The following is a 20,665-nucleotide window of genomic DNA, read 5'->3' on the forward strand; positions in this document are numbered from 1 at the left end:
AATAGTGGGATAAGTAATTGAAATAACAGCTGTAGGCTGAAAAGATAACTTGTTTACAAGTTATCTTTTCAGCCTACAGCGATTTTTTATTTGTATAAAAATAAAATTGCTATTATTGTAGAAAGGATTAAATGGAAAAAGAAAGCGATGTGAGAATTAATAATGTTCGTAAAATGTATGTATATAATATGTATTAGTGTTATTGCTTTTTCGATGGTGGGGCTTGATAAACGTAAAGCAGTGAAAAAACAATGGCGTACCCCTGAGAGTACATTGTTTTTAGTGTCTGCAGCAGGAGGAGCAATTGGAACGTGGATTGGAATGTATGTTTTTCACCATAAAACTCATAAAAATAAATTTAAAATGGGTATACCACTTCTTGTTGCTATAACTTCATATGCTATATGGGTGATTTAGGTTTAGTTGATTAATTAGAGTGGATGCTACAAATTAGGTTTCTATGAGGATTCTAAAAGGAATTTAGCTGTTTTTACTAGGTTCTAAAGTATGTAATATAAAAATAATTAAGTTTTTTGGAAAGGGAATTATATTGTCGAAAAAGTTAGGGAGAGAATATTTGTAAAGATTTAAAGATACACCTTATAATGAAGAGAAAAAGAGAAGAGGAGAACAAGGAAGATGGAGAGTCAAACAGCACTGCAAAGAAAAGGGATATTATATGCGGCTGGTGCTTATATGATGTGGGGAGTTCTTCCTGTTTACTGGAAATGGGTGGGGGAAGTTCCTGCAGAAGAAATATTAGCACATCGTATTGTTTGGGCGTTTGTTTTTATGTTACTGATTTTGGGGATATCAAAGCGATTGGGGAAATTTTTTAGTGAACTTGTGAGCCTTTTTAAACGACCTAAATTATTCATCTCGTTAACAATTGCTTCCATTTTAATTAGTGGGAATTGGTTTGTGTACATATGGGCTGTAAATCAGAATCATATCATTGAAGCGAGTCTTGGTTATTATATTAATCCACTTGTAAGTATTTTACTTGGTACAGTTTTTTTGAAAGAAAAACTTAACTTTTGGCAATATGTTGCAGTTGGTTTAGCAGGAATAGGTGTTATTATTTTAACGTTTCGATATGGTTCGATTCCGTGGATTGCTCTTTCACTGGCGTTTACATTTGGATTATATGGGTTAACAAAAAAATTACTGAATTATGATGCAATGTTAGGTCTTACGATGGAAACAATGATTGTGACGCCACTTGCAGTTATTTACTTGATTATGACTGGTGAGCATGGTTTTGGTTCATTTGGTTCTATTTCAAGTGCTTCAACGTTACTGTTAATGGGAGCAGGGATTGTGACGGCATTGCCGCTTTTTTATTTTGCAAAAGGAGCACAACTTATCCCGCTCTATATGATCGGTTTTTTACAATATATTGCACCGACCATCAATCTAATTTTAGGTGTATTTATTTTCCATGAGCATTTTACATCGGCTCATACGACAGCATTTTTCTTTATTTGGATTGCATTATTAGTATTTTCAATGGCAAAAACAAAGTTTTTACTACGGAAGCAACCTAAATTTCTTAAAAATAAATCAGCAAAAGTATCATAAAGCGTAGTATTTTCTACGCTTTTTTCTTTATACTTATAGTATAGAATTTCCATTACAGTCAGTAGGGAGCTGAAAATATGGAAACAATTTTACATAATGATCCACTTATGGCGGCTGTACTTGCCTGGTTTTTGGCACAGTTAACGAAAGTCATTTTTAAATTAGTAAAGATGAGAGAATTTGATTTTGCACAGTTTTTTGCTTCTGGTGGAATGCCAAGCTCTCATTCTTCAACGGTTACAGCGTTAGCAACAGGTGTTGGAATGGTGGAAGGGATAACGAGTGCAGTATTTGCTGTCGCGACTATTTTTGCCATTATTGTCATGTATGATGCTTCAGGGGTAAGGCTTGCAGTAAGTAAGCAGGCAAAGATTTTAAATGATTTTTTTCACGGTAGACAAACGGAATATAAAAAATTAAATGAACTTGTCGGACATACACCTTATCAAGTTGTTGTTGGAGCTATTTTAGGAATTGTGGTTGGAATTGGATATTGTTTATGAGCAGAACGTGTATCTTTACATGTTCTGCTTTTATTTGTTTTACACATAATTGTTTATCAAACGGAATATCGTATACGGATTTAGAAAGGGAGGTGAAGAGAGTGTTATTATATGAAAAAGTGTGTGAGGAAGTTAATCGGAAAATTACTGCACTGCAAATCATGCAACAGCAAGACGGAACATGGCGGTTTTGTTTTGAGGGATCACCATTAACAGATTGCCATATGATTTTTTTACTCAGATTATTAGGTCAAGATAAAGAAATAGAGCCATTTGTTGCAAGACTTGCATCTCTTCAAACAAATGAAGGAACTTGGAAGTTATACGAAGATGAGCCTGTTGGTAACTTGTCCACTACAATTCAGGCATATGCGGCTTTACTTGCCTCTAGAAAGTATACGAAAGAAGATATAAATATGAAACGAGCTGAAGCCTTTATTCGTGAACGGGGTGGGATCGCACGTGCTCACTTTATGACAAAGTTTTTATTAGCGCTTCACGGAGGATATGAATATCCCTCATTATTTCACTTTCCAACCCCAATCTTATTTTTACCCGAAGATTCCCCTCTCAGTATATTTGAGCTAAGTAGTTCTGCACGTATTCATCTAATTCCGATGATGATTTGTATGAATAAACGATTTGCCGTGTCAAAAATCATACTTCCTAATTTAGATCATATTTCAGGAGGGAGTAAGACGCAGTGGTTCCGTGAAGAACGTTCCCCATTTTTTCAAACGTTACTTAGAGATGTGAAAAAATTTTTATCGTATCCTTTATCTCTACATCATAAAGGATATAAGGAAGCAGAGCGTTTTATGATCGAACGGATTGATACAAATGGAACCTTATACAGTTATGCGAGTGCTACATTTTATATGATTTATGCATTGCTTGCGCTTGGATATTCGATTCAGTCTCCGCTTATTTCAAATGCAGTATTAGGACTGAAATCTTATATATGGAATATGAACAAGGGGGTACATCTTCAAAATTCCCCATCTACAGTGTGGGACACAGCTTTATTAAGCTATTCGTTGCAAGAAGGGGGTGTACCATATGATAATCAAATGATTCAAAAAACGACAGATTATTTACTACAAAAACAGCATAAAGAGAAAAAAGATTGGAGTGTGCATGCCCCATCACTTGACCCTGGAGGTTGGGGATTTTCAAATATTAATACGACAATTCCTGACATTGATGATACGACAGCTGCCCTGAGAGCGTTAGCACGAAGTCGAGAGGGAAATCAAAGAGTAGAAGAATCGTGGAAAAAGGGAATCGAATGGGTAAAGGGATTACAAAATAACGATGGAGGTTGGGGAGCTTTTGAAAGAGGTGTCACAAGTAGTTTTCTGACCCATTTCCCCCTTGATAACGCAGGTGATATGATTACAGATCCATCTACGCCAGATATTACAGGCAGAGTATTGGAGTTTTTTGGAACATATACTCCGCATGAATTAAAAGATGATCAAAAAAATCGAGCAATCAGATGGTTAATAAATGCACAGGAGAAGAATGGATCGTGGTATGGAAAATGGGGTGTAAGTTATATATATGGTACTTGGGCAGCCCTCACAGGTTTATGCGCTGTAGGAGTTCCATTTAATCATCCCACTTTACAAAAAGCAGCTACATGGTTAGAGAGTATTCAACATAGCGATGGAGGTTGGGGTGAATCTTGCAGGAGTAGTATAGAAAAGCACTATATTTCGTTACCTTTTAGTACACCATCACAAACAGCATGGGCACTCGATGCACTTATTGCTTTTTACGATAAGGAAACGCCTGTTATTCGAAAAGGGATTTCTTATTTACTTTCACATCCAACTCGGAATCAAGATTATCCTACAGGTATAGGATTACCAGATGGATTTTATATTCGCTACCATAGTTACCCTCATATATTTCCATTTCTTACTTTTGCACATTATGTCAAAAAATATATGAAATAAACCGAGAAATCATCTCGGTTTATTTCATTTTTTATGGGTAGTAGTAGGTCCCAATTGCAAAAGGATAAGGGCGAGATAGCACCTTATTTTTGTTCAGACTGGCGTTTTTGACGTGCATCGGCGGCGTCAGCACGTGCGTTTGCTTCTAAGTCATCGTGATCAGCGAGTTCACGAGAGAATTCTACATCGATGCCATCAGAAGTTTTATTTCGTCCTAGGTTCTTTTTGTTCATTCGACACAATCTCCTTGTGTTTATGCTATGTTGCAAGTTTAGTTTGACACAAATAGACTTTTTTATACAAAAAGGATTTAGAAAGCGCAGAGCCGAAATATACAGTATAAGTAATAGAAATGGGGGAGAGTAATGGACTTTTTAAATGGGAAAACAGCTGTCGTAACAGGAGCTGCACAAGGGATAGGGAAAGAAATTGCTTGTACTTTTGCAAAATTAGGTGCAAAGGTACTAATCAGTGATGTAAATGAAGAGAAATTAAAAGAAACAACCAATGAATTAGTATCACAAGGATATGAAGTAAGTTTATACACTTGTGATGTAAGTAATCAAAGTGAGGCAAAATCATTAATTGAATACGCATTTCAAACATTTGGAGAATTACATATTTTAGTGAATAATGCAGGGATTACAAGAGATGCGATGTTACATAAAATGGAGAAAGCAGCCTGGGAACAAGTGCTGCAAGTGAATTTAACAGGTGTGTTTTATTGCATGCAACCAGCACTTCTTTATATGAGACAGCAGCAATATGGACGCATCATAAATATTTCCTCCATTAGCTGGCAAGGGAATATTGGTCAAGCGAATTATGCGGCGACGAAAGCAGGAGTTATTGGTTTAACAAAAACGGCGGCGAAAGAAGCTGGGGGATTTGGAATTACTTGCAATGCAATTTGTCCAGGTTTCATGGATACAAATATGACAAAGACAATACCAGATAAAGTGAAAGAGAAGATGGTTGGTGCGATTCCAGTTGGACGAATTGGAACACCACAAGATATTGCAAATGCAGCAGCCTTTTTAGCTTCAGAGTATGCTTCATATATTACAGGAGAGGTTCTAAATGTTAGTGGCGGGCTGCAAGTGTAAGGCAGGGGAATTGCTACTTTAATCTTTAAAATGTGGAAAGAGCCTGACTTCAAAAGCCAGGCTCTTTTAGTTAGTTCAGGTTCACCCAAACACTCTTCACTTCTGTATAGTTGTTTAATGCATAGGATCCCATTTCACGACCAAGACCAGATTGCTTAAATCCACCAAATGGAGAAGCGGCATCAAATACGTTATAACAGTTTACCCACACTGTACCAGCTCGTACTTTACTTGCAATATAGTGAGCATTTTTTACATTTTCTGTCCATACCCCAGCAGCTAAACCAAAAGATGATTTGTTTGCACGTTCAATTACTTCATCAATATCATTAAACGGCAACGCGGAGATAACAGGACCGAAAATTTCTTCTTTGGCAATTGTCATTTCATCATTTACATCTGCGAATACTGTTGGGGCAACGAAATACCCTTCTTCAAACGGTTTATTTCCACCACAAAGTACTTCCGCACCTTCTTCAATTCCTTTTTCGATGTATCCCATTACACGTTTTTGTTGTTCTTCAGAAACAAGAGGTCCAATTGTAGTTTGAGGATCTAGGCCTGCACCTTGAGTTAATTTCTTTGAGTAAAGAACAAGGTCAGCCATAACGTTATCATACATTTTCTTTGGAATAAATAAACGTGACCCAGCACAGCATACTTGGCCTTGGTTAAACATAACGCCAGAAAGGGCTGCTGGAATTGCACGAGATAAATCAGCATCTGGTAGGATAATATTTGGTGATTTACCGCCAAGTTCTAGCGTAACGCGTTTCAATGTTTCAGATGCTTGTCTCATAATTTGTTTACCAACAGGGGTCGAACCTGTAAATGCAATTTTATCAACGAGAGGATGATTGACGAGAGCTTGTCCAGCTGTTTCACCGAATCCTGGTACGATGTTAACAACACCTTTTGGGAATCCAGCTTCTTCAAATAATTCAGCTAAGTATAGAGCGGAAAGAGGTGTTTGTTCTGCTGGCTTCAACACGATTGTACAACCAGTTGCAAGAGCAGCACCCATTTTCCACATTGCCATTAGAAGAGGGAAGTTCCATGGAATAATTTGACCAACAACACCAACAGCTTCATGGCGTGTATAGTTAAAATATTCACCGGAGACTGGGATTGTTTGACCGACAATTTTTGTAGCCCAGCCAGCGTAATAACGCATATGTTCAATTGCAAGCGGAATGTCTGCTGCTAACGTTTCACGGATTGGTTTTCCGTTGTCTAATGTTTCTAGTTGTGCTAGTTCTTCTTTATGCTCTTCCATTAAATCTGCAAGTTTGTACATAAGACGGCTTCGTTCAGCGCCGCTAATACGTGACCAAGGACCTTCATCGAAGGCTTGTCTTGCAGCCATTACTGCTTTATGAATATCTTCGCGACCAGCTTCGGAAACGATAGCAAGTGTTTCACCAGTTGCTGGGTTAGGAGTTTTAAACGTCTTACCGGAAGCGCTTTCGATGAACGCTCCATTTACATATAATTTTTTTGTTCCTTGCAGAAACTTCTCTACTTTTTCATGAAGATTTACAGCTAGTTGACTCATTGTATAACCCCCTTGAAAATATAATGTAAACGCAGTACGAGACGGCGTTTATTCCTGTAACAGGGTTGTAAAGAAACTAGGTGAAAGACCTCTAATTTTAATCATAAATAACAAAGACTGAAAATTCAAATTTCAATTGCGTTACAATTGTAAAAATTATGTAATAAATAACTGCATTCTACATGATTATAAAAATTCCTGTGCGTTTTTGTTTTCTAGTAGGAAAAACTAGAAAAACAATGGTACAATTATACCTCGTGAGAGGAGGGGAAAAATGAAGAATCATCATGATGATCCACGTTTTCGAATTGCCCATAGAGAAGCGTTAATTGGTCTTGGACTCGCTTTTATTAATTTTATAATATGGTATGGATTTGCCTATGGGCTTGGTAGTAAGGATCCAAGTGAGTATACATATGTATTAGGTTTTCCGGCATGGTTTTTTTATAGCTGTATAGTTGGATTTGTTGTAATGGTTATCCTTCTTATTTTAGTTGTACGTTTTGTATTTCAAGATATTTCGCTCGATGAGGAAGAAAAAAGTGAGGAATGATAAATGAATTGGTACGTAATAATTCCAATGATAATTTCTTTTATCATTGTATTTTTAATTGGTGTATATGCATCAAGGCGTGTACAAGCGACGGCTCATAATAAATTTTTACAAGAATACTTTCTTGGAGGCCGTGAGCTTGGCGGTCTATTATTAGCTATGACAATGATTGCTACGTACGGTAGTGCGAGTAGTTTTATCGGTGGACCTGGTATTGCATATAATATGGGGCTTGGATGGGTATTATTGTCAGCGATCCAGGTTGTAACGGGTTATATTGTCTTGACAGTAATTGGTAAAAAGTTTGCGATCATTGCAAGAAAGATGGAAGCAATTACGCTTATTGATTATTTAAAGGGAAGATACAATCATAAAGCAGTGGTCATTCTTTCAGCATTATGTATTATTATCTTTTTATTTTCAGCAACAGTTGCCCAGTGGGTTGGAGGCGGAAGGTTAATTGAATCATTAACAGGTCTTTCGTATACAACGTCTTTATTTCTTTTTACATTTTCTGTACTGGTATATGTTTTAATTGGTGGATTTCGAGCAGTTGCTTTATCTGACACATTACTCGGCATTATTATGTTGGCGGGTACGACAATTATTTTAATTGCAACGGTGATTGCTGGTGGTGGAATTGAAAAGATCATGCAAGAACTCGTTCAAATTAATCCCAATTTAATTACACCGTTTGGAGCGGATGGTAGTTTAACGAAAACGTATGTGACGTCATTTTGGATATTAATTGGTGTTGGTGTTGTTGGATTACCACAAATTAGCGTGCGCGCGATGTCTTATAAAAATTCAAAAGCAATGCATCAAGCGTTAATTATCGGAACAATTGTTGTCGGTACAATTATGATTGGTATGCACTTAACGGGTGTGTTTGCTCGTGTAGTACTTCCAGGCATAAATGTACCTGACAAAGTGATGCCACTTCTTGCGATGGAAGTATTACCACCTTGGCTTGCGGGGATCTTTCTCGCTGCACCAATGGCGGCCATTATGTCTACTGTAAACTCACTATTATTACTTGTGAGTTCATCAATCATTAAAGATATATATGTGAACTATATCAATGAAAAGGCTACGGACACGATTATCAAGAAAGGAAGCTTGTGGATTACTGGAATCGTCGGTTTACTCGTGTATGCAGCAGCTATCAAACCACCGGATTTCTTGATTTGGTTAAATTTATTTTCTTTTGGTGGATTAGAAGCAGCATTTATTTGGCCTATTGTTTTAGGACTATATTGGAAGAAGGGAAATGCAACTGGTGCACTCGCTTCAATTTTCGTTGGTGTTGGTTCTTATATGATATTTCACCTTTGTTTCCCAAAACCGTTTGATCTGCATACAGTCGTGTTTCCAATTTGTTTTGCTTTCATTGCGTATATAATAGGTAGTATACTAACGTCAAATAAAGTAGCGTAAAGATATAGATTTGAATAAAATATACAAATTAGATATGTTCAATAGTTTTTAATCAATGATTGAAAAAGATGTTTGGATTAGAGTAGAAGAGTTTATGCTCTAACCAAATAAATTTGTTATATAAAAAGTAGAGCTCTAATAGATTTCAATAAGAGCTCTACTTTTTATAATAAAAAATCTATTTATGATGCAAATTTACGTGTAGGATAGGTTGGACAGTTAGTTTTGTTTTTATGGAAAAGTTTTTGAAAAACAAATCCGTCTAAACCGACGCGTCCGGCATTATGGCCTGCTACTAAAATAAGTATAGATAATAGCATCATATTTGGATTCGTACTCACTGTTCCACTTAATAGAAAAGCAGTGTTCATGATAACCCCGAAAAATGCAGCAGTTTTAGTAAGCCCTCCAAAAAGAAGCCCAAGCCCGACTAAAATTTCTCCCCATTGTACGAGAAAGCTAAATAAATCAGCATGTGGAAGAGCAAAATGTTGTAGAAAATCAGCCCACCAACCTTGTACAGCTGGATGATCTCCACTCGCTTTCGCAATGGCACCTTTTAAAAATCCACTTGCGTTAAATGGCTGGCCGAAAAGCTTCCCTAATCCAGCAGATAACCAGGCATACCCTAAATATAAGCGAAGAGGTAATAGAATAAATAATGCTTTTTTGTCATTACGTAAAAAATCAATAAACATAATAAATTCCTCCGATACATAATAAAATGTATTTACAAGTTTATTATGTATTTTTGTGAATCGAATCACAATGAACGAAGTTTGAACAAATGGTTCCATCGAATGATTTTTTTGAATAATTCATTATTTGTTCAAAAAGCAGTGTGCGAATAATGCGTAATTATTATTTGGGGTGTTTATGCTCTGAAAAATAGCTAACATGTATTTTCGTTTATACCATAATAAGAGGTGAAGGAATGGGGGGAGTGCCATGAAAAAGGTGCTTTTTTTAGGGGATCCTGGTATTGATGATTCTTTAGCCATTATGTACGGGCTGTTGCATCCTGAGATTGAAATTGTTGGGATTGTAACTGGATATGGAAATGTAACACAAGAACAAGCAACGAGCAATGCTGCGTATTTACTGCAACTAGCAGGTAGAGAAGATATACCGATTATAAATGGAGCGAAAATGCCGTTGTCAGGTGAATTTACAACATATTATCCTGAAATTCATGGAGCGGAAGGTTTAGGGCCAATTCGCCCTCCAAAAACCATTCAACCAAATATTAAATCGTTTTGCACAATCTTTGACATTATTAAGCGTTACAAAAAAGAAATTATTATTGTTGATGCAGGGAGATCGACAAGTTTAGCAACGGCATTCATATTAGGAAGAGATATAATGAAAGATGTAAAAGAGTATTATAGTATGGGTGGTGCCTTTCTTGTCCCAGGGAATGTTACGTCTGTAGCAGAGGCGAATTTTCATGGTGATGCACTCGCTGCAAATGTTGTGACACACTACGCAAAGAATTTGACACTAATTCCACTCAATGTTACAAAGGATGCGATTATTACACCAGAAACTGTTCAATATATAACGAAACATTCAAAAACAAAATTTAGGGAATTAATTGACCCTATTTTTAAGTATTATTATAAAGCATATAAGAAAATAAATCCGAAAATTACTGGAAGTCCCATTCATGATGTTGTTACGATGATGGCAGTTGTGAATCCGTCTATTATTGAATATGTATACCGGAAAGTAGATGTGGACTTAGAAGGGAGTGCAAAGGGCGAAAGTATTGCTGATTTCCGGCCGCAACCTGATGCAACAGCTCTTAAAAATTGGGTGAGAATTGGATGGAAATTAAATAATAAGAAGTTTGTTGAAAACTTTGTTCGAATTATGACATAGACATAATAGGAGAGTGCAAGTTACAATGATAGAGACGATTATTTAGATAATCGTCTCTATTGTTTTGTTTATAACTGTATATGATAGATAAAAGATATAAATTAGGAGAGGGAATTCACTTGAGAAAAGTTATAATATGTGCGGGAATCATTAGTGTATTCATAGTGCTTATATCCGGTAACTTTTTAGTGAAAAAAGTTTGGAGTTCTAATAATGATGATGCTGAATATATTGCTTCATTTGTTGAAGAACATAAAGATGAAAAAAATAGTGCCTTACTTATAAAAAGAAATGATAAAGTTGTTTATTCTGTAAATCCAAATGTTGTGTTACCAGTTGCCAGCACGATGAAATTAATTGTCGCATTTGAATTTACGAAACAAGTTGTAGACGGAAGAATTGATCCAAATAGTTATGTGTCAATTGATGATGTAAATCGTTATTATGTTCCAAATACAGATGGTGGTGCGCAGAATCGTTGGCAAAAGTATTTAATAAGAACTGGAAAAATGGATGAAAATGCAGTTTCTTTAGAAGAAGTTGCGAAAGGAATGGTGAAGTTTAGTTCAAATGCAAATACAGAATATTTAATGGATCGACTTGGACTAGATCATATTAATCAAAATTTACAAAATTTATCACTTCCTTCACATCAACCGTTATTTCCTATCGTTTCTGCTCTATACATTCCGGGATATTTGCATAAGGAATTGCATGTTCCAAAAAACAAATTAGAGAAAAAGCTAAAAGAAATGTCTGCAGAAGAATATCGTCGCTATGCTATGTTAATACATGAAGGGTTAAAAGAAAAAGGACCATTATTACAAAAAGAAATTCCACTCTATTTAGAAGAAAAATATGAAAAAATGTGGTCAGATAAGTTGCCAGCTGCATCCGCGAATGATTATATGGTGCTTTTGGAAAAAGCGAACCATAAAACAGGATTTACAATAGCTGAAGAAAAAGAGTGGGCAAATCTCGTTGAAACGGACATGAAAGCAAAGAAGTATCGTAAGACATTCAGACATGCAGGGCAAAAAAATGGTTATACACCATGGACGTTAACAAAAGCTGTTTATGCTACTGATAAACTTGGGAATTGTACAGAAATCGTGTTTTTAGCAAACCAATTGGATGAAGATGATAGTGCAGAGCTTCGTAAGCACTTGCGGAATTTACATTTCCAGGTGCTACAAAGTGAAAAATATGATGCAACTGTTATTAAATAAACCTGATGCGTGAAGCATCGGGTTTTATTTTTATCCCGCTATTTGCGGGCAGTAATACTCCCACTTCAAAATTCGATGGAAGCAAAGAAGAGAGGTGGGAGATAAACTGCCCGTAAAAGCCCGATTGGTGAGGGCTGATAATCAGTAGGAATGAAGAAAACTCCACTGATTAAAGTTTCACTTTATACAAGCACCTTTTCAGAAGCTCAGGGTATGATGATTAGTAAACAACTGGGCGAAAGGGGAAAAGGTGATGAAACAAAATAAGGAAGAATTTATAAAGGGTGAAGGCGCTGATTTCCCTGGGGAAACCTATGTGAATTGTGTGTTACAGCATGTGTTCCAATTTCAGCGAGATTACTTATTGCAAGAGATGTTTATGATTCATCGTGCTCATATTATCATGCTTAGTGAACAAAAATTAATGAAACAAGAAGATGCAAAAGTTATTTTAACAGCGTTAGAGAAAGTAGCACAAATTCCAAAGAGTCAATTATTGTATGAGAAGGAACATGAAGATCTCTTTTTTTTAATTGAACATTTAATTGTCAAAGAAGCGAATGATGATCTGGTAAGCAATATGCATATTGGCAGAAGCCGAAATGATATGGGAGTGACAATGTATAGGATGAGTTTACGTCGTTACCTACTACGTTTTATGGAGCATTTTATCTTACTACAAGAAAGTATATTACAACTTGCTGATGAACATATGGAAACAATTATGCCTGCTTATACACATACGCAGCCTGCTCAACCAACAGCATTTGGTCATTATATGTTAGCTGTCTATGATGTGATGCAAAGAGATTTAGAACGCATTTGGAAGACCTATTATCTTGTGAATTACTCGCCAATGGGTGCGGCAGCTCTTTCTACAACAAGTTTTCCTATTAACAGACAGAGAGTTGCTCAGTTACTTGGTTTTTCAAATGTTATTGAGAATTCATATGATGCGGTCGCAGGTGCTGATTATTTACTGGACGTCAGTTCCTTGCTTATGATGACGATGACAAATATGAGTAGATGGCTCCATGATTTCTTACTACTAGCAACAAAAGAATACAATGGGATTGCTGTTGCAAATCCTTATGTACAAATCAGCAGTATAATGCCACAAAAACGGAATCCTGTTTCAATTGAACACGCTCGTGCTCTCGCTAGCAGTGCACTTGGAGAAGCTTTTACTGTATTTCAAATGATTCATAATACACCGTTTGGAGACATTGTTGATACAGAAGATGATTTACAGCCGTATTTATATGGGGGAATCGAAAAAGCAATTCGTGTTTTTTGTATGATGAATGCAGTGATTCGAACAATGAAGGTGGAAGATGAAATTTTAAGAAATCGCTCATTTAAACATGCGATTACAATAACAGATTTTGCAGACGTATTAACAAAAAATTATAATATTCCTTTCCGGCGTGCTCATCGTGCTGCAAGTGATATCGCAACGATGTCTATACAGCAGAAAAAAGAGTTGCATGAACTAAAGTTCACAGAAGTAAATATGTACTTACAAGAAAACTTTAATATAATACTTTCAGAAAAAGAATGGAAAGACATTATATCACCAGAAGCGTTTGTTGAAAAACGGACTGTATATGGTGGGCCAAGTAAAAAAGAAATGATGCGTATGATTGAAAAGAGGAAAGAGTTTTTTAAGAAAGAAGAAATTAAGTTTGAAAGGGAAAAACAACGGATCTCACAAGTTGAAAAAGAATTAATAATGCGTGTTTTAAATATTGTTGAATCGTAAAAGCAGGATTTTATGAATTAGTCGCCAATATTCTATTTAAATATAAATAGAAGGAAGAGATTGTCGATGATTCAATTACAGGTATATGAAGATGTTTCTCATTTTAAGAAAGAAGTCAGTCCTATTTTAGAAATGAATGAACAAGAAAATAATTTATTATTAGGGGTGTTACAGTCTACGGAGAATCCGTTGTTTATGGCAGTAGCAAAGCAAAATGAAAAAATTGCCCTTATATTTTTACAAACTGAGGAGAAGCAAATGATCGTTGCTAAGGCTGAGGTTTCACAAGAAATTATAGTGGAAATAGCAAAACAATTAACAAAGGTATATCCTAATATTCCTGGATTGATTGGTGAAAAGAGAGTTGTAACACAATTAGCTAAAGAGATTGCACAACTAGAACAAAAGAAGCTTTCTATCCATATGAAGCAAGGTGTATATGAACTAAAAAAAGTAAAGAAGAAATGGGATGAACATGGCTTTTTCCGTCAAGTAAATAGTGGTGAACTAGCATTAATTGAAAAGTGGGTGTACCAATTTTGTGAAGGTGTTCATTTGCCTACTACAGAAGAAAAAGCAAAGCGAATTGCAAACACATTAGTAAGTACAAATCGCTTGTTTGGATGGGAAGTAGATGGGAGATTAGTTTCGTTAGCTGCCATAACAAGACCGACTAAGAGTAATGTTACAGTCAATTTTGTATATACGCCGAAAGAAGAACGTAAAAAAGGGTACGCTTCTAATTGTGTAGCTGCTCTCAGTCAGCGCATGTTAGACTTAGGCTATAAAACAACTACTTTATATACGGATTTAGCAAACCCAACGTCGAATAAAATTTATCAAGAGATAGGATATGAACCAATAATGGAATCTGTATTAATATTTTTAGAACCGATAAAATAAAAGGCTCGCTTATATGCGAGCCTTTTGCTATGAAATTATTTTTCATCAATACGAATGATGCCACCTTGTTCAAAGTCCTCAGTTTCTAATAGATGAACAACAGCTTTAGCGACATATTCAGGAGAAAGTAATTTTCCTTCTTCCTTTAAAGTGATAAAGCGCTCTAAGTTTGTAAAGTCTTCTTTTTTTGTTTGACGGATTTGCTGTTGCATATTTGTATCAACAACACCTGGGGCAAAGGCAATTGTTTTTACTGGATATTCTTTCTCAGTTTCCTCTGTAGCTACACATTGTGTAAACATGTTCACGCCAGCTTTCGTTGTACAATATGCTCCCCATCCAAAGTATGGTTTTTGACCAGCTCCTGAAGAAATGTTAATAATACGTTTGTCTACTTTCCAATCTTTTGTATGTTTCATAAACGAAGAAGTAAGAATCATCGGTGCAATTAAATTAATTTGTACATTTGCAATTAAAAACTCACTTTCTGATTTTTCAATGGGTTTCATTGGTGCAAGGGTACCGGCATTATTAATCAAATGGATAGACGATACGTTTTCTTCTTCAATGGATGAAAAGATCGTTTCGAAATGATTTTCTAGATTATGTACATCTTGGAGATCGATTGAGTGAAATGTTAAAGGAATATCTTTTTGTTTTGCTTTTTCAATGAGATGTTCATTTTGTCTTCTAGAAATACAAATGAGTCGTGTATCTTCCTCTAGTAATTGTGTAGCGATTGCTTCTCCTAATCCTTGTGAAGTACCTGTTACAATGACGTAGCGCATTTCTTTAAAACTCCTCCCATATTAAATATAATAAGTGGTGTCGATACGGTGTTTTATCTACATGTTATCGTATAGAGCATTTCATATAAAGAAATAAATCTCCTTAATGGAGAATTCATGAATGTTTTGTACATACTTGGAGAAGTTTTTCGACTTGATTGGAAAGAAGTGATGGTAATCCTTCTTTTGAAAACGATATTGAATAAGTCTTGCTAGATTTTCTATAACAAATGAAAAAAGAGTCGTAGGTTCTCATGTTAAAATAAACCAAGGTGGTGAGGAAATGAAACATAAAATGAGCTTATATACTGAACCGTTTCAATCTATTCAATCTGGAAAAAAGGTATTTGAAGTACGCTTATATGATAAGAAGCGTCAGAGTATACAAAAAGAAGATGAAATTGAATTTACAAATCTAACAACAAAAGAAACAATTTGTGTAAAGGTAACGAAGTTGAAATGTTATAAAACATTTCAAGAAATGTATAAGGACATTGATAAAGAGTTGCTGGACTGTGCAAACTGGAGTTTAGAAGAAATGCTAGCAAGTACATATGAAATATATACGAAAGAACAAGAACAAAAGTGGGGAACAATTGCTATTGGGATTGAAGTAATAGCATGAGTCAAAATCGTGGTGCAGCTATTATTATACAGGAGGATAAAATTGCTCTTATAAAGCGTATTCGAGAAAATGAAGTGTATTTTGTATTTCCAGGTGGAGGAATTGAAGAGGGCGAAACTCCTGAAGAGGCAACGATACGTGAAGTTTATGAAGAACTAGGAGTACATGTTGAAATTCAAAAGCTTTTTATAAAGTATGAATATAATGGCTCGCAGTTCTTCTACAAAGCTCGTATTATAGATGGGGTTTTTGGTAGCGGTAAGGCAGAAGAATTTAAGAAGGCTGACAGAGGACAATATGTTCCAGTATGGGTTCCTATGAAAGAGTTATTAAATGTAAATATAAAACCTTATAAAGTGGCAGAATATATCGTTCATTGTTACGAAAATATGAAGCCTGACAACATACAATAAAAACCATTGACATAACCTTTTGATTTGAGTATTGTATTCAGGTATGTGTTCAAAATCAGGAGGTTTTTATGAGTAATCAAACTACACATCATGTAAAAATGACAACAGCGGATCCATCTGGAATTGGTCTATTTGGATTAGCAATGGTAACACTTGTAGCATCATCACAAAAATTAGGATTAACTGATGGCGTTTCATTTGTATTACCATGGGCGATCTTTTTAGGAGGATTTGCACAACTTTTTGCTTGCGTTCACGATGCAAAGCATAATAATACGTTCGGTACAACTGCATTTGGTGCATATGGTCTATTTTGGCTAGGCGTTGGAACATCATGGTTGATTCAACTAGGTGTATTCGGTGAAAAATTAGCACAAGCTGTAGATCCGAAACAACTTGGGGTAGCCTTCATTGGATATTTAATCTTTACGATTTTTATGACAATTGGAGCAATGGAAACACATAAAGTATTATTTATGATTTTTGTACTTATTGATTTCTTATTTATTGGTCTTTCATTTAGTACTTTAGGTGTTATGCCGCATGCTATGCATAACTTAGCAGCGTATTCTGAACTATGTATTTCATTACTATCTTTCTATGGTTCAGCAGCTGCTGTATTAAATACACATTTTGGAAAAGTTGTATTACCAGTAGGAAAGCCATTTGGCATTTTTAAAAAATAAGAATAGGAAAGCACGAATGACGAGAATAGTCATTCGTGCTTTTTTTATAAATAAATAGCTGAGTTTTTGATTGTACAAAGCCCGATTGGTGATGGAAGTTTCACTTTATTACATGTAGTAAGGAGAAAAACCAAAAATATAATTGAAATTGATTCTCATTATTAATATAATGAGAATGAGAATCAATTATAAAGGGGGATGTCGACATGGCGAAAATTTTAATAGCATTTGCAAGTATGTCAGGAAATACAGAAAGTATTGCTGATTTAATTAAAGTGAGTTTGGATGCATTTAATCATGAAGTGGAATTAAAGGAAATGGAAGGAATGGACGCAGAAGAACTATTAGAATATGATGGTATCATTTTGGGATCTTATACGTGGGGAGATGGAGAGCTGCCGTTTGAAGCAGAAGATTTCCATGATGATTTAGAAGGTATAGATTTAGCTGGAAAAAAAGTTGCTGTATTTGGATCTGGTGATACGGCTTATGAGCAATTTTGTGAAGCAGTAACAATTTTTGAAGAACGTCTTGTAGAATGTGGTGCAGAACTTGTACAAGAAGGCTTAAAAATTGAGTTAGCTCCAGAAGAGGAAGAAGATATCGAGAAATGCAGTAACTTTGCAATCGCATTTGCCGAAAAGTTTTAAGAATGGGAGTGTCATCGTGGAAACAATGTTAAGTGCAACTGCCGTAACGAAATTAGAAGATGGGAAGCTTATATTGGCAACTACATATGATGGTCTATTTATGGCACAAAGTGGCGAATGGAAACAAGTATTAACAGGGTTTCAAAAACGAATACGAGATTTATGTAGTAATGGAAAAATGATTTACGGCGTGGGTGACGAAGGGATTTTTGTTCGTAGTATGGATGGCGGGGAGAACTGGAGTGTCAAAAGATTTCCAACAAAAGCAACGAGTTGGAATGTATGCAGTAATGAACATGGAAAAGTTATTGCACATGGTGATAAAACGGTATATGTTTCAAATAACTTCGGTACTACATGGGAAACCATTCGTCCATTTCATTGTTACAGCATTGACGCACCATCGATTCGTTCGTTATTTTTATTCAAACATTTCTTATTTATTGGCACAAAGATTCATTCTAAATATGGTGGTGTTTGGCTTTTTGACTTGCGAAGACGTAAGCTGAAAAGAATTAAAGTGACAACAAATCAGATGATTTCCGCTTTGGCATTACATAACTCCTATTTAGTAGCGGCAAGCGGTTCGTGCAGAGGTACAAGTGGCAACATTTCTTTTTGTGTGATAGACGAGGTTATTAAACATAAAAAGCTAAATTGGAAAATTTGTCAAAGTGAACAAAAAGAAAGCAGCTATTTAGACTTAAGTGTTGATCAACAAGTATTGTACACAACTTCAACTAAAAATAAAGCTGGAATAGGAACGATTTTCCGAGTGTTTTTAGAGGAAGGTATAATAACGGCGTGTGGATCAATTAAAGGACATGGATGGCGCATTGTCAATGAAAGGGAAGATTATGTTGTAGCAGGGTCTGGGGAATCGAAAGTGATGCACTGGGAGAAAAGCGTTGTGTAAGATGTACAAAAAAAAATAGGAAATTCAGCTTTACTTTTATTATATTGATATGATATAGTGATTGTAAACCATTTTACTTTTAATAATATAGAGATTTAAATGAGCTGTAACTTCAGAGGAGGATAGCAATGTTAAATCTCCTCTGCGGTTGCAGTTTTTTAATGTCTTTATTATTGTTGTAAAGTGGTCGAAAATGAATATGTACATATAGGTACATTGTAGGAGGATTTTTTCATGCAAAACGGTAAAGTAAAATGGTTTAACTCAGAAAAAGGTTTCGGATTCATCGAAGTTGAAGGCGGAGAAGACGTATTCGTTCATTTCTCAGCTATCCAAGGCGAAGGATTCAAAACTTTAGAAGAAGGTCAAGAAGTTACTTTCGAAGTAGAACAAGGTAACCGTGGACCACAAGCTACTAACGTAGTTAAGAAGTAATTGAATTAAAAGGAGAAGGGCTTGCCCTTCTCCTTTTTTTTGTTTTTTTATCCCGCTATTAGCGGGCAATAAGACCCTCACCTCAAAATTCAGCGAAAGCAAAGAGGTTAGGTGGGGGATCAAGAAAAACCCCACTGATTAAAGTTTCGCTTTATGTACAAAAAAATTTTTTTGTTTTTTATCTTAATATTCAAAAAATAAAACGAGATACTCAAAATCTTTTTATAAATTTTGTTTTGTGTGTTTGCACAGTGGGGACTCTATAATTAAGAATATAATTAGATAAGGAAGAGGTATGTGACTTGAATGAACCTAAATATTATATTGTATTTGATGTTGAACGGAATTTTCGGCCATATAAATCGCAAGATCCATTGGAAGTGGTTGATATTGGAGCAATCAAGGTAGAAGCAAGTACAATGCAGATTATAGGACGATTTTCTTCACTTGTTAAACCTACCGCACCTCTAACCCGCCATACAACAAAATTAACAGGAATTACAAAGAAAGATCTAAAAGAGGTAGAAAAGTTTCCGATGGTAATGAAGCGATTCCTTCAATTTGCTGGAGATGATTATATATTTATAACATGGGGAAAGGAGGACTATAAATTTCTCGCGCAAGATTGCCAACTACATAATATAGAATGCCCTAATATAGAGAGTGAGAGAAAATTCGATTTACAAAAATTTGTATTTCAAGCATATGAGCAATTATTTATACATACACCAAGTTTGAAATTTGCGGTGGAACAATTTGCTTTAGAGTGGGAAGGGAAACAGCACCGTGCTTTTGCAGACGCTAAAAACACCGTAAATATCTTTCTTAAAGTATCCAAGGAAAAGGATATTTATAAGCGATATAAAAGAAATGAAGAGCTCGTACTTGCAAAGAATGGTGTATTAACTGAAAAAGCAAAAAAGAAAATGAAGAGATGGGTATTTAAAGAATTAAAGAAAAAAGAACACATTCAATTTACTTGGAATGATTTTCAAAATAGCAAGACATGGGAAAATATAACGGAACGATATTATATTGACAATAATACAATATTGCTTTTACAAAATTACTTTACTATTGCTGTAAAGAAAGGTGAGCGGCAATTGCGAGTGTTAGAGGAAATGAATAACAAAATGAATGATGAGTAGTCAGAGTGAAAAGTTAAAAATGGTCGTGTAAATGAATATATATACGTATTTTTTTGAGGTGAATAGATGAAAAAATTGTACTTAGTAATAAGTGTGCTTCTAAATTTTATTTTTGGTTTTCTTTTTGAGTATGTTCTTTTAGGGGTGTTAATAACTGTTTATTCAATTAACTGTCTATTTAATGGTTGCTCAGATATGGTAGGAGAAGAATGGGTGGGTATCGTTATGGGCTTAGTTATCACTTTGATAATAGGTGGTATTCTTTTTCCAATGATCATATTTACGAACAGAAAGTTTTTGCATGTTGTGAAGATGAGAAAAAAACATTCCTTTCTTGTTAATTCCTCTTTTTTTATTCTCGGTACTTTTTTTAGTTTTTACTTAAGATCGAACAATATCGGTCCATTTTAAATAATAAAGTAAAACTTTAATCAGTGTGACATTTTCCATTGGTTATTATCCCTCATTAATCGGGCCTTTATGAGTAATTAGCCCTGATCTCTCTTATTTAAAATTCTACTATTTAATATCAA

The 20,665-nt window shown here is 35.3% G+C and carries 22 protein-coding genes; 18 read left to right on the top strand and 4 right to left on the bottom strand.

The window, feature by feature from the left end; all coding sequences use genetic code 11:
• Positions 1-162 precede the first annotated feature (162 nt).
• The 4 genes from Y7E_RS0112005 to Y7E_RS0112020 all read left to right on the top strand — a co-directional run bounded on the left by Y7E_RS0112005 (position 163) and on the right by Y7E_RS0112020 (position 4,045).
• Positions 163-417, top strand: coding sequence for a DUF1294 domain-containing protein (locus tag Y7E_RS0112005; RefSeq protein ID WP_017151498.1), 255 nt, complete (start codon positions 163-165; stop codon positions 415-417).
• A 222-nt stretch (positions 418-639) separates the two neighbouring features.
• On the top strand, positions 640-1,581 hold the full coding sequence (rarD, locus tag Y7E_RS0112010) for an EamA family transporter RarD (protein WP_017151499.1): 942 nt from the start codon (positions 640-642) through the stop codon (positions 1,579-1,581).
• A gap of 77 nt (positions 1,582-1,658) precedes the next feature.
• The gene (locus tag Y7E_RS0112015) at positions 1,659-2,084 is read left to right on the top strand and encodes a divergent PAP2 family protein (protein ID WP_017151500.1); all 426 of its coding nucleotides are present in this window, start codon (positions 1,659-1,661) and stop codon (positions 2,082-2,084) included.
• Between the two features lie 101 nt (positions 2,085-2,185).
• Complete coding sequence (locus tag Y7E_RS0112020; RefSeq protein ID WP_017151501.1) at positions 2,186-4,045, top strand: terpene cyclase/mutase family protein; 1,860 nt, start codon at positions 2,186-2,188, stop codon at positions 4,043-4,045.
• 83 nt (positions 4,046-4,128) lie between these two features.
• Here the strand turns inward: Y7E_RS0112020 and Y7E_RS0112025 are convergent, their stop codons facing one another.
• Positions 4,129-4,278: a YfhD family protein gene (locus Y7E_RS0112025; protein ID WP_017151502.1), complete on the bottom strand. Its 150-nt coding sequence runs from the start codon at positions 4,276-4,278 to the stop codon at positions 4,129-4,131.
• A 132-nt stretch (positions 4,279-4,410) separates the two neighbouring features.
• Between Y7E_RS0112025 and fabG the strand changes: the two genes are divergently transcribed.
• Positions 4,411-5,151 (top strand): 3-oxoacyl-ACP reductase FabG, encoded by a 741-nt coding sequence (gene fabG / locus Y7E_RS0112030; RefSeq protein WP_017151503.1) that lies wholly within the window; start codon positions 4,411-4,413, stop codon positions 5,149-5,151.
• Between the two features lie 70 nt (positions 5,152-5,221).
• Here fabG and Y7E_RS0112035 read toward each other — a convergent pair whose 3' ends face one another.
• Positions 5,222-6,706 carry an aldehyde dehydrogenase family protein gene (locus tag Y7E_RS0112035; RefSeq protein WP_017151504.1) on the bottom strand — a complete coding sequence of 495 codons (1,485 nt, stop codon included), beginning with the start codon at positions 6,704-6,706 and terminating at the stop codon, positions 5,222-5,224.
• 274 nt (positions 6,707-6,980) lie between these two features.
• On the opposite strand from Y7E_RS0112035, the gene Y7E_RS0112040 reads away from it, so the two are divergent.
• Both Y7E_RS0112040 and panF read left to right on the top strand, forming a co-directional pair.
• Entirely contained in the window at positions 6,981-7,259 is a 279-nt protein-coding gene (locus Y7E_RS0112040) for a YhdT family protein (RefSeq protein WP_017151505.1), read from the top strand.
• 3 nt (positions 7,260-7,262) lie between these two features.
• Positions 7,263-8,696: a sodium/pantothenate symporter gene (panF, locus tag Y7E_RS0112045; RefSeq protein WP_017151506.1), complete on the top strand. Its 1,434-nt coding sequence runs from the start codon at positions 7,263-7,265 to the stop codon at positions 8,694-8,696.
• Positions 8,697-8,878: 182 nt separating this feature from the next.
• Here panF and Y7E_RS0112050 read toward each other — a convergent pair whose 3' ends face one another.
• Positions 8,879-9,394, bottom strand: a complete 516-nt coding sequence (locus tag Y7E_RS0112050) for a DoxX family membrane protein (protein ID WP_017151507.1) — start codon at positions 9,392-9,394, stop codon at positions 8,879-8,881.
• 250 nt (positions 9,395-9,644) lie between these two features.
• Between Y7E_RS0112050 and Y7E_RS0112055 the strand changes: the two genes are divergently transcribed.
• The 4 genes from Y7E_RS0112055 (at position 9,645) to Y7E_RS0112075 (ending at position 14,471) form a co-directional block, all read left to right on the top strand.
• On the top strand, positions 9,645-10,577 hold the full coding sequence (locus Y7E_RS0112055) for a nucleoside hydrolase (RefSeq protein WP_017151508.1): 933 nt from the start codon (positions 9,645-9,647) through the stop codon (positions 10,575-10,577).
• Between the two features lie 119 nt (positions 10,578-10,696).
• Entirely contained in the window at positions 10,697-11,806 is a 1,110-nt protein-coding gene (locus Y7E_RS0112060; protein ID WP_017151509.1) for a serine hydrolase, read from the top strand.
• 253 nt (positions 11,807-12,059) lie between these two features.
• Positions 12,060-13,568 (top strand): argininosuccinate lyase, encoded by a 1,509-nt coding sequence (argH, locus tag Y7E_RS0112070; RefSeq protein ID WP_017151511.1) that lies wholly within the window; start codon positions 12,060-12,062, stop codon positions 13,566-13,568.
• A 66-nt stretch (positions 13,569-13,634) separates the two neighbouring features.
• Positions 13,635-14,471, top strand: a complete 837-nt coding sequence (locus tag Y7E_RS0112075) for a GNAT family N-acetyltransferase (RefSeq protein ID WP_017151512.1) — start codon at positions 13,635-13,637, stop codon at positions 14,469-14,471.
• Positions 14,472-14,506: 35 nt separating this feature from the next.
• Here Y7E_RS0112075 and Y7E_RS0112080 read toward each other — a convergent pair whose 3' ends face one another.
• On the bottom strand, positions 14,507-15,259 hold the full coding sequence (locus tag Y7E_RS0112080; protein ID WP_017151513.1) for a (S)-benzoin forming benzil reductase: 753 nt from the start codon (positions 15,257-15,259) through the stop codon (positions 14,507-14,509).
• A 283-nt stretch (positions 15,260-15,542) separates the two neighbouring features.
• Here Y7E_RS0112080 and Y7E_RS0112085 point away from each other — a divergent pair, with 283 nt between their 5' ends.
• From Y7E_RS0112085 to Y7E_RS0112115, 7 genes are all read left to right on the top strand, one after another.
• On the top strand, positions 15,543-15,884 hold the full coding sequence (locus Y7E_RS0112085; protein WP_017151514.1) for an ASCH domain-containing protein: 342 nt from the start codon (positions 15,543-15,545) through the stop codon (positions 15,882-15,884).
• On the top strand, positions 15,881-16,297 hold the full coding sequence (locus Y7E_RS0112090) for an NUDIX hydrolase (protein ID WP_017151515.1): 417 nt from the start codon (positions 15,881-15,883) through the stop codon (positions 16,295-16,297). Before Y7E_RS0112085 ends, Y7E_RS0112090 begins: the two co-directional genes overlap by 4 nt.
• Positions 16,298-16,365: 68 nt before the next feature.
• Positions 16,366-16,983, top strand: coding sequence for an acetate uptake transporter (locus Y7E_RS0112095; protein ID WP_016115669.1), 618 nt, complete (start codon positions 16,366-16,368; stop codon positions 16,981-16,983).
• Positions 16,984-17,189: 206 nt separating this feature from the next.
• Positions 17,190-17,633: a flavodoxin gene (locus tag Y7E_RS0112100; RefSeq protein ID WP_017151516.1), complete on the top strand. Its 444-nt coding sequence runs from the start codon at positions 17,190-17,192 to the stop codon at positions 17,631-17,633.
• A 16-nt stretch (positions 17,634-17,649) separates the two neighbouring features.
• Entirely contained in the window at positions 17,650-18,549 is a 900-nt protein-coding gene (locus Y7E_RS0112105; protein WP_017151517.1) for a hypothetical protein, read from the top strand.
• Positions 18,550-18,783: 234 nt separating this feature from the next.
• Positions 18,784-18,984, top strand: a complete 201-nt coding sequence (cspB, locus tag Y7E_RS0112110; protein WP_003198964.1) for a cold shock-like protein CspB — start codon at positions 18,784-18,786, stop codon at positions 18,982-18,984.
• A gap of 302 nt (positions 18,985-19,286) precedes the next feature.
• Positions 19,287-20,132: an exonuclease gene (locus tag Y7E_RS0112115; protein WP_017151518.1), complete on the top strand. Its 846-nt coding sequence runs from the start codon at positions 19,287-19,289 to the stop codon at positions 20,130-20,132.
• The last annotated feature ends 533 nt before the right edge of the window (positions 20,133-20,665 follow it).

The organism is Bacillus bingmayongensis (assembly GCF_000299035.1).
Classification (GTDB): domain Bacteria; phylum Bacillota; class Bacilli; order Bacillales; family Bacillaceae_G; genus Bacillus_A; species Bacillus_A bingmayongensis.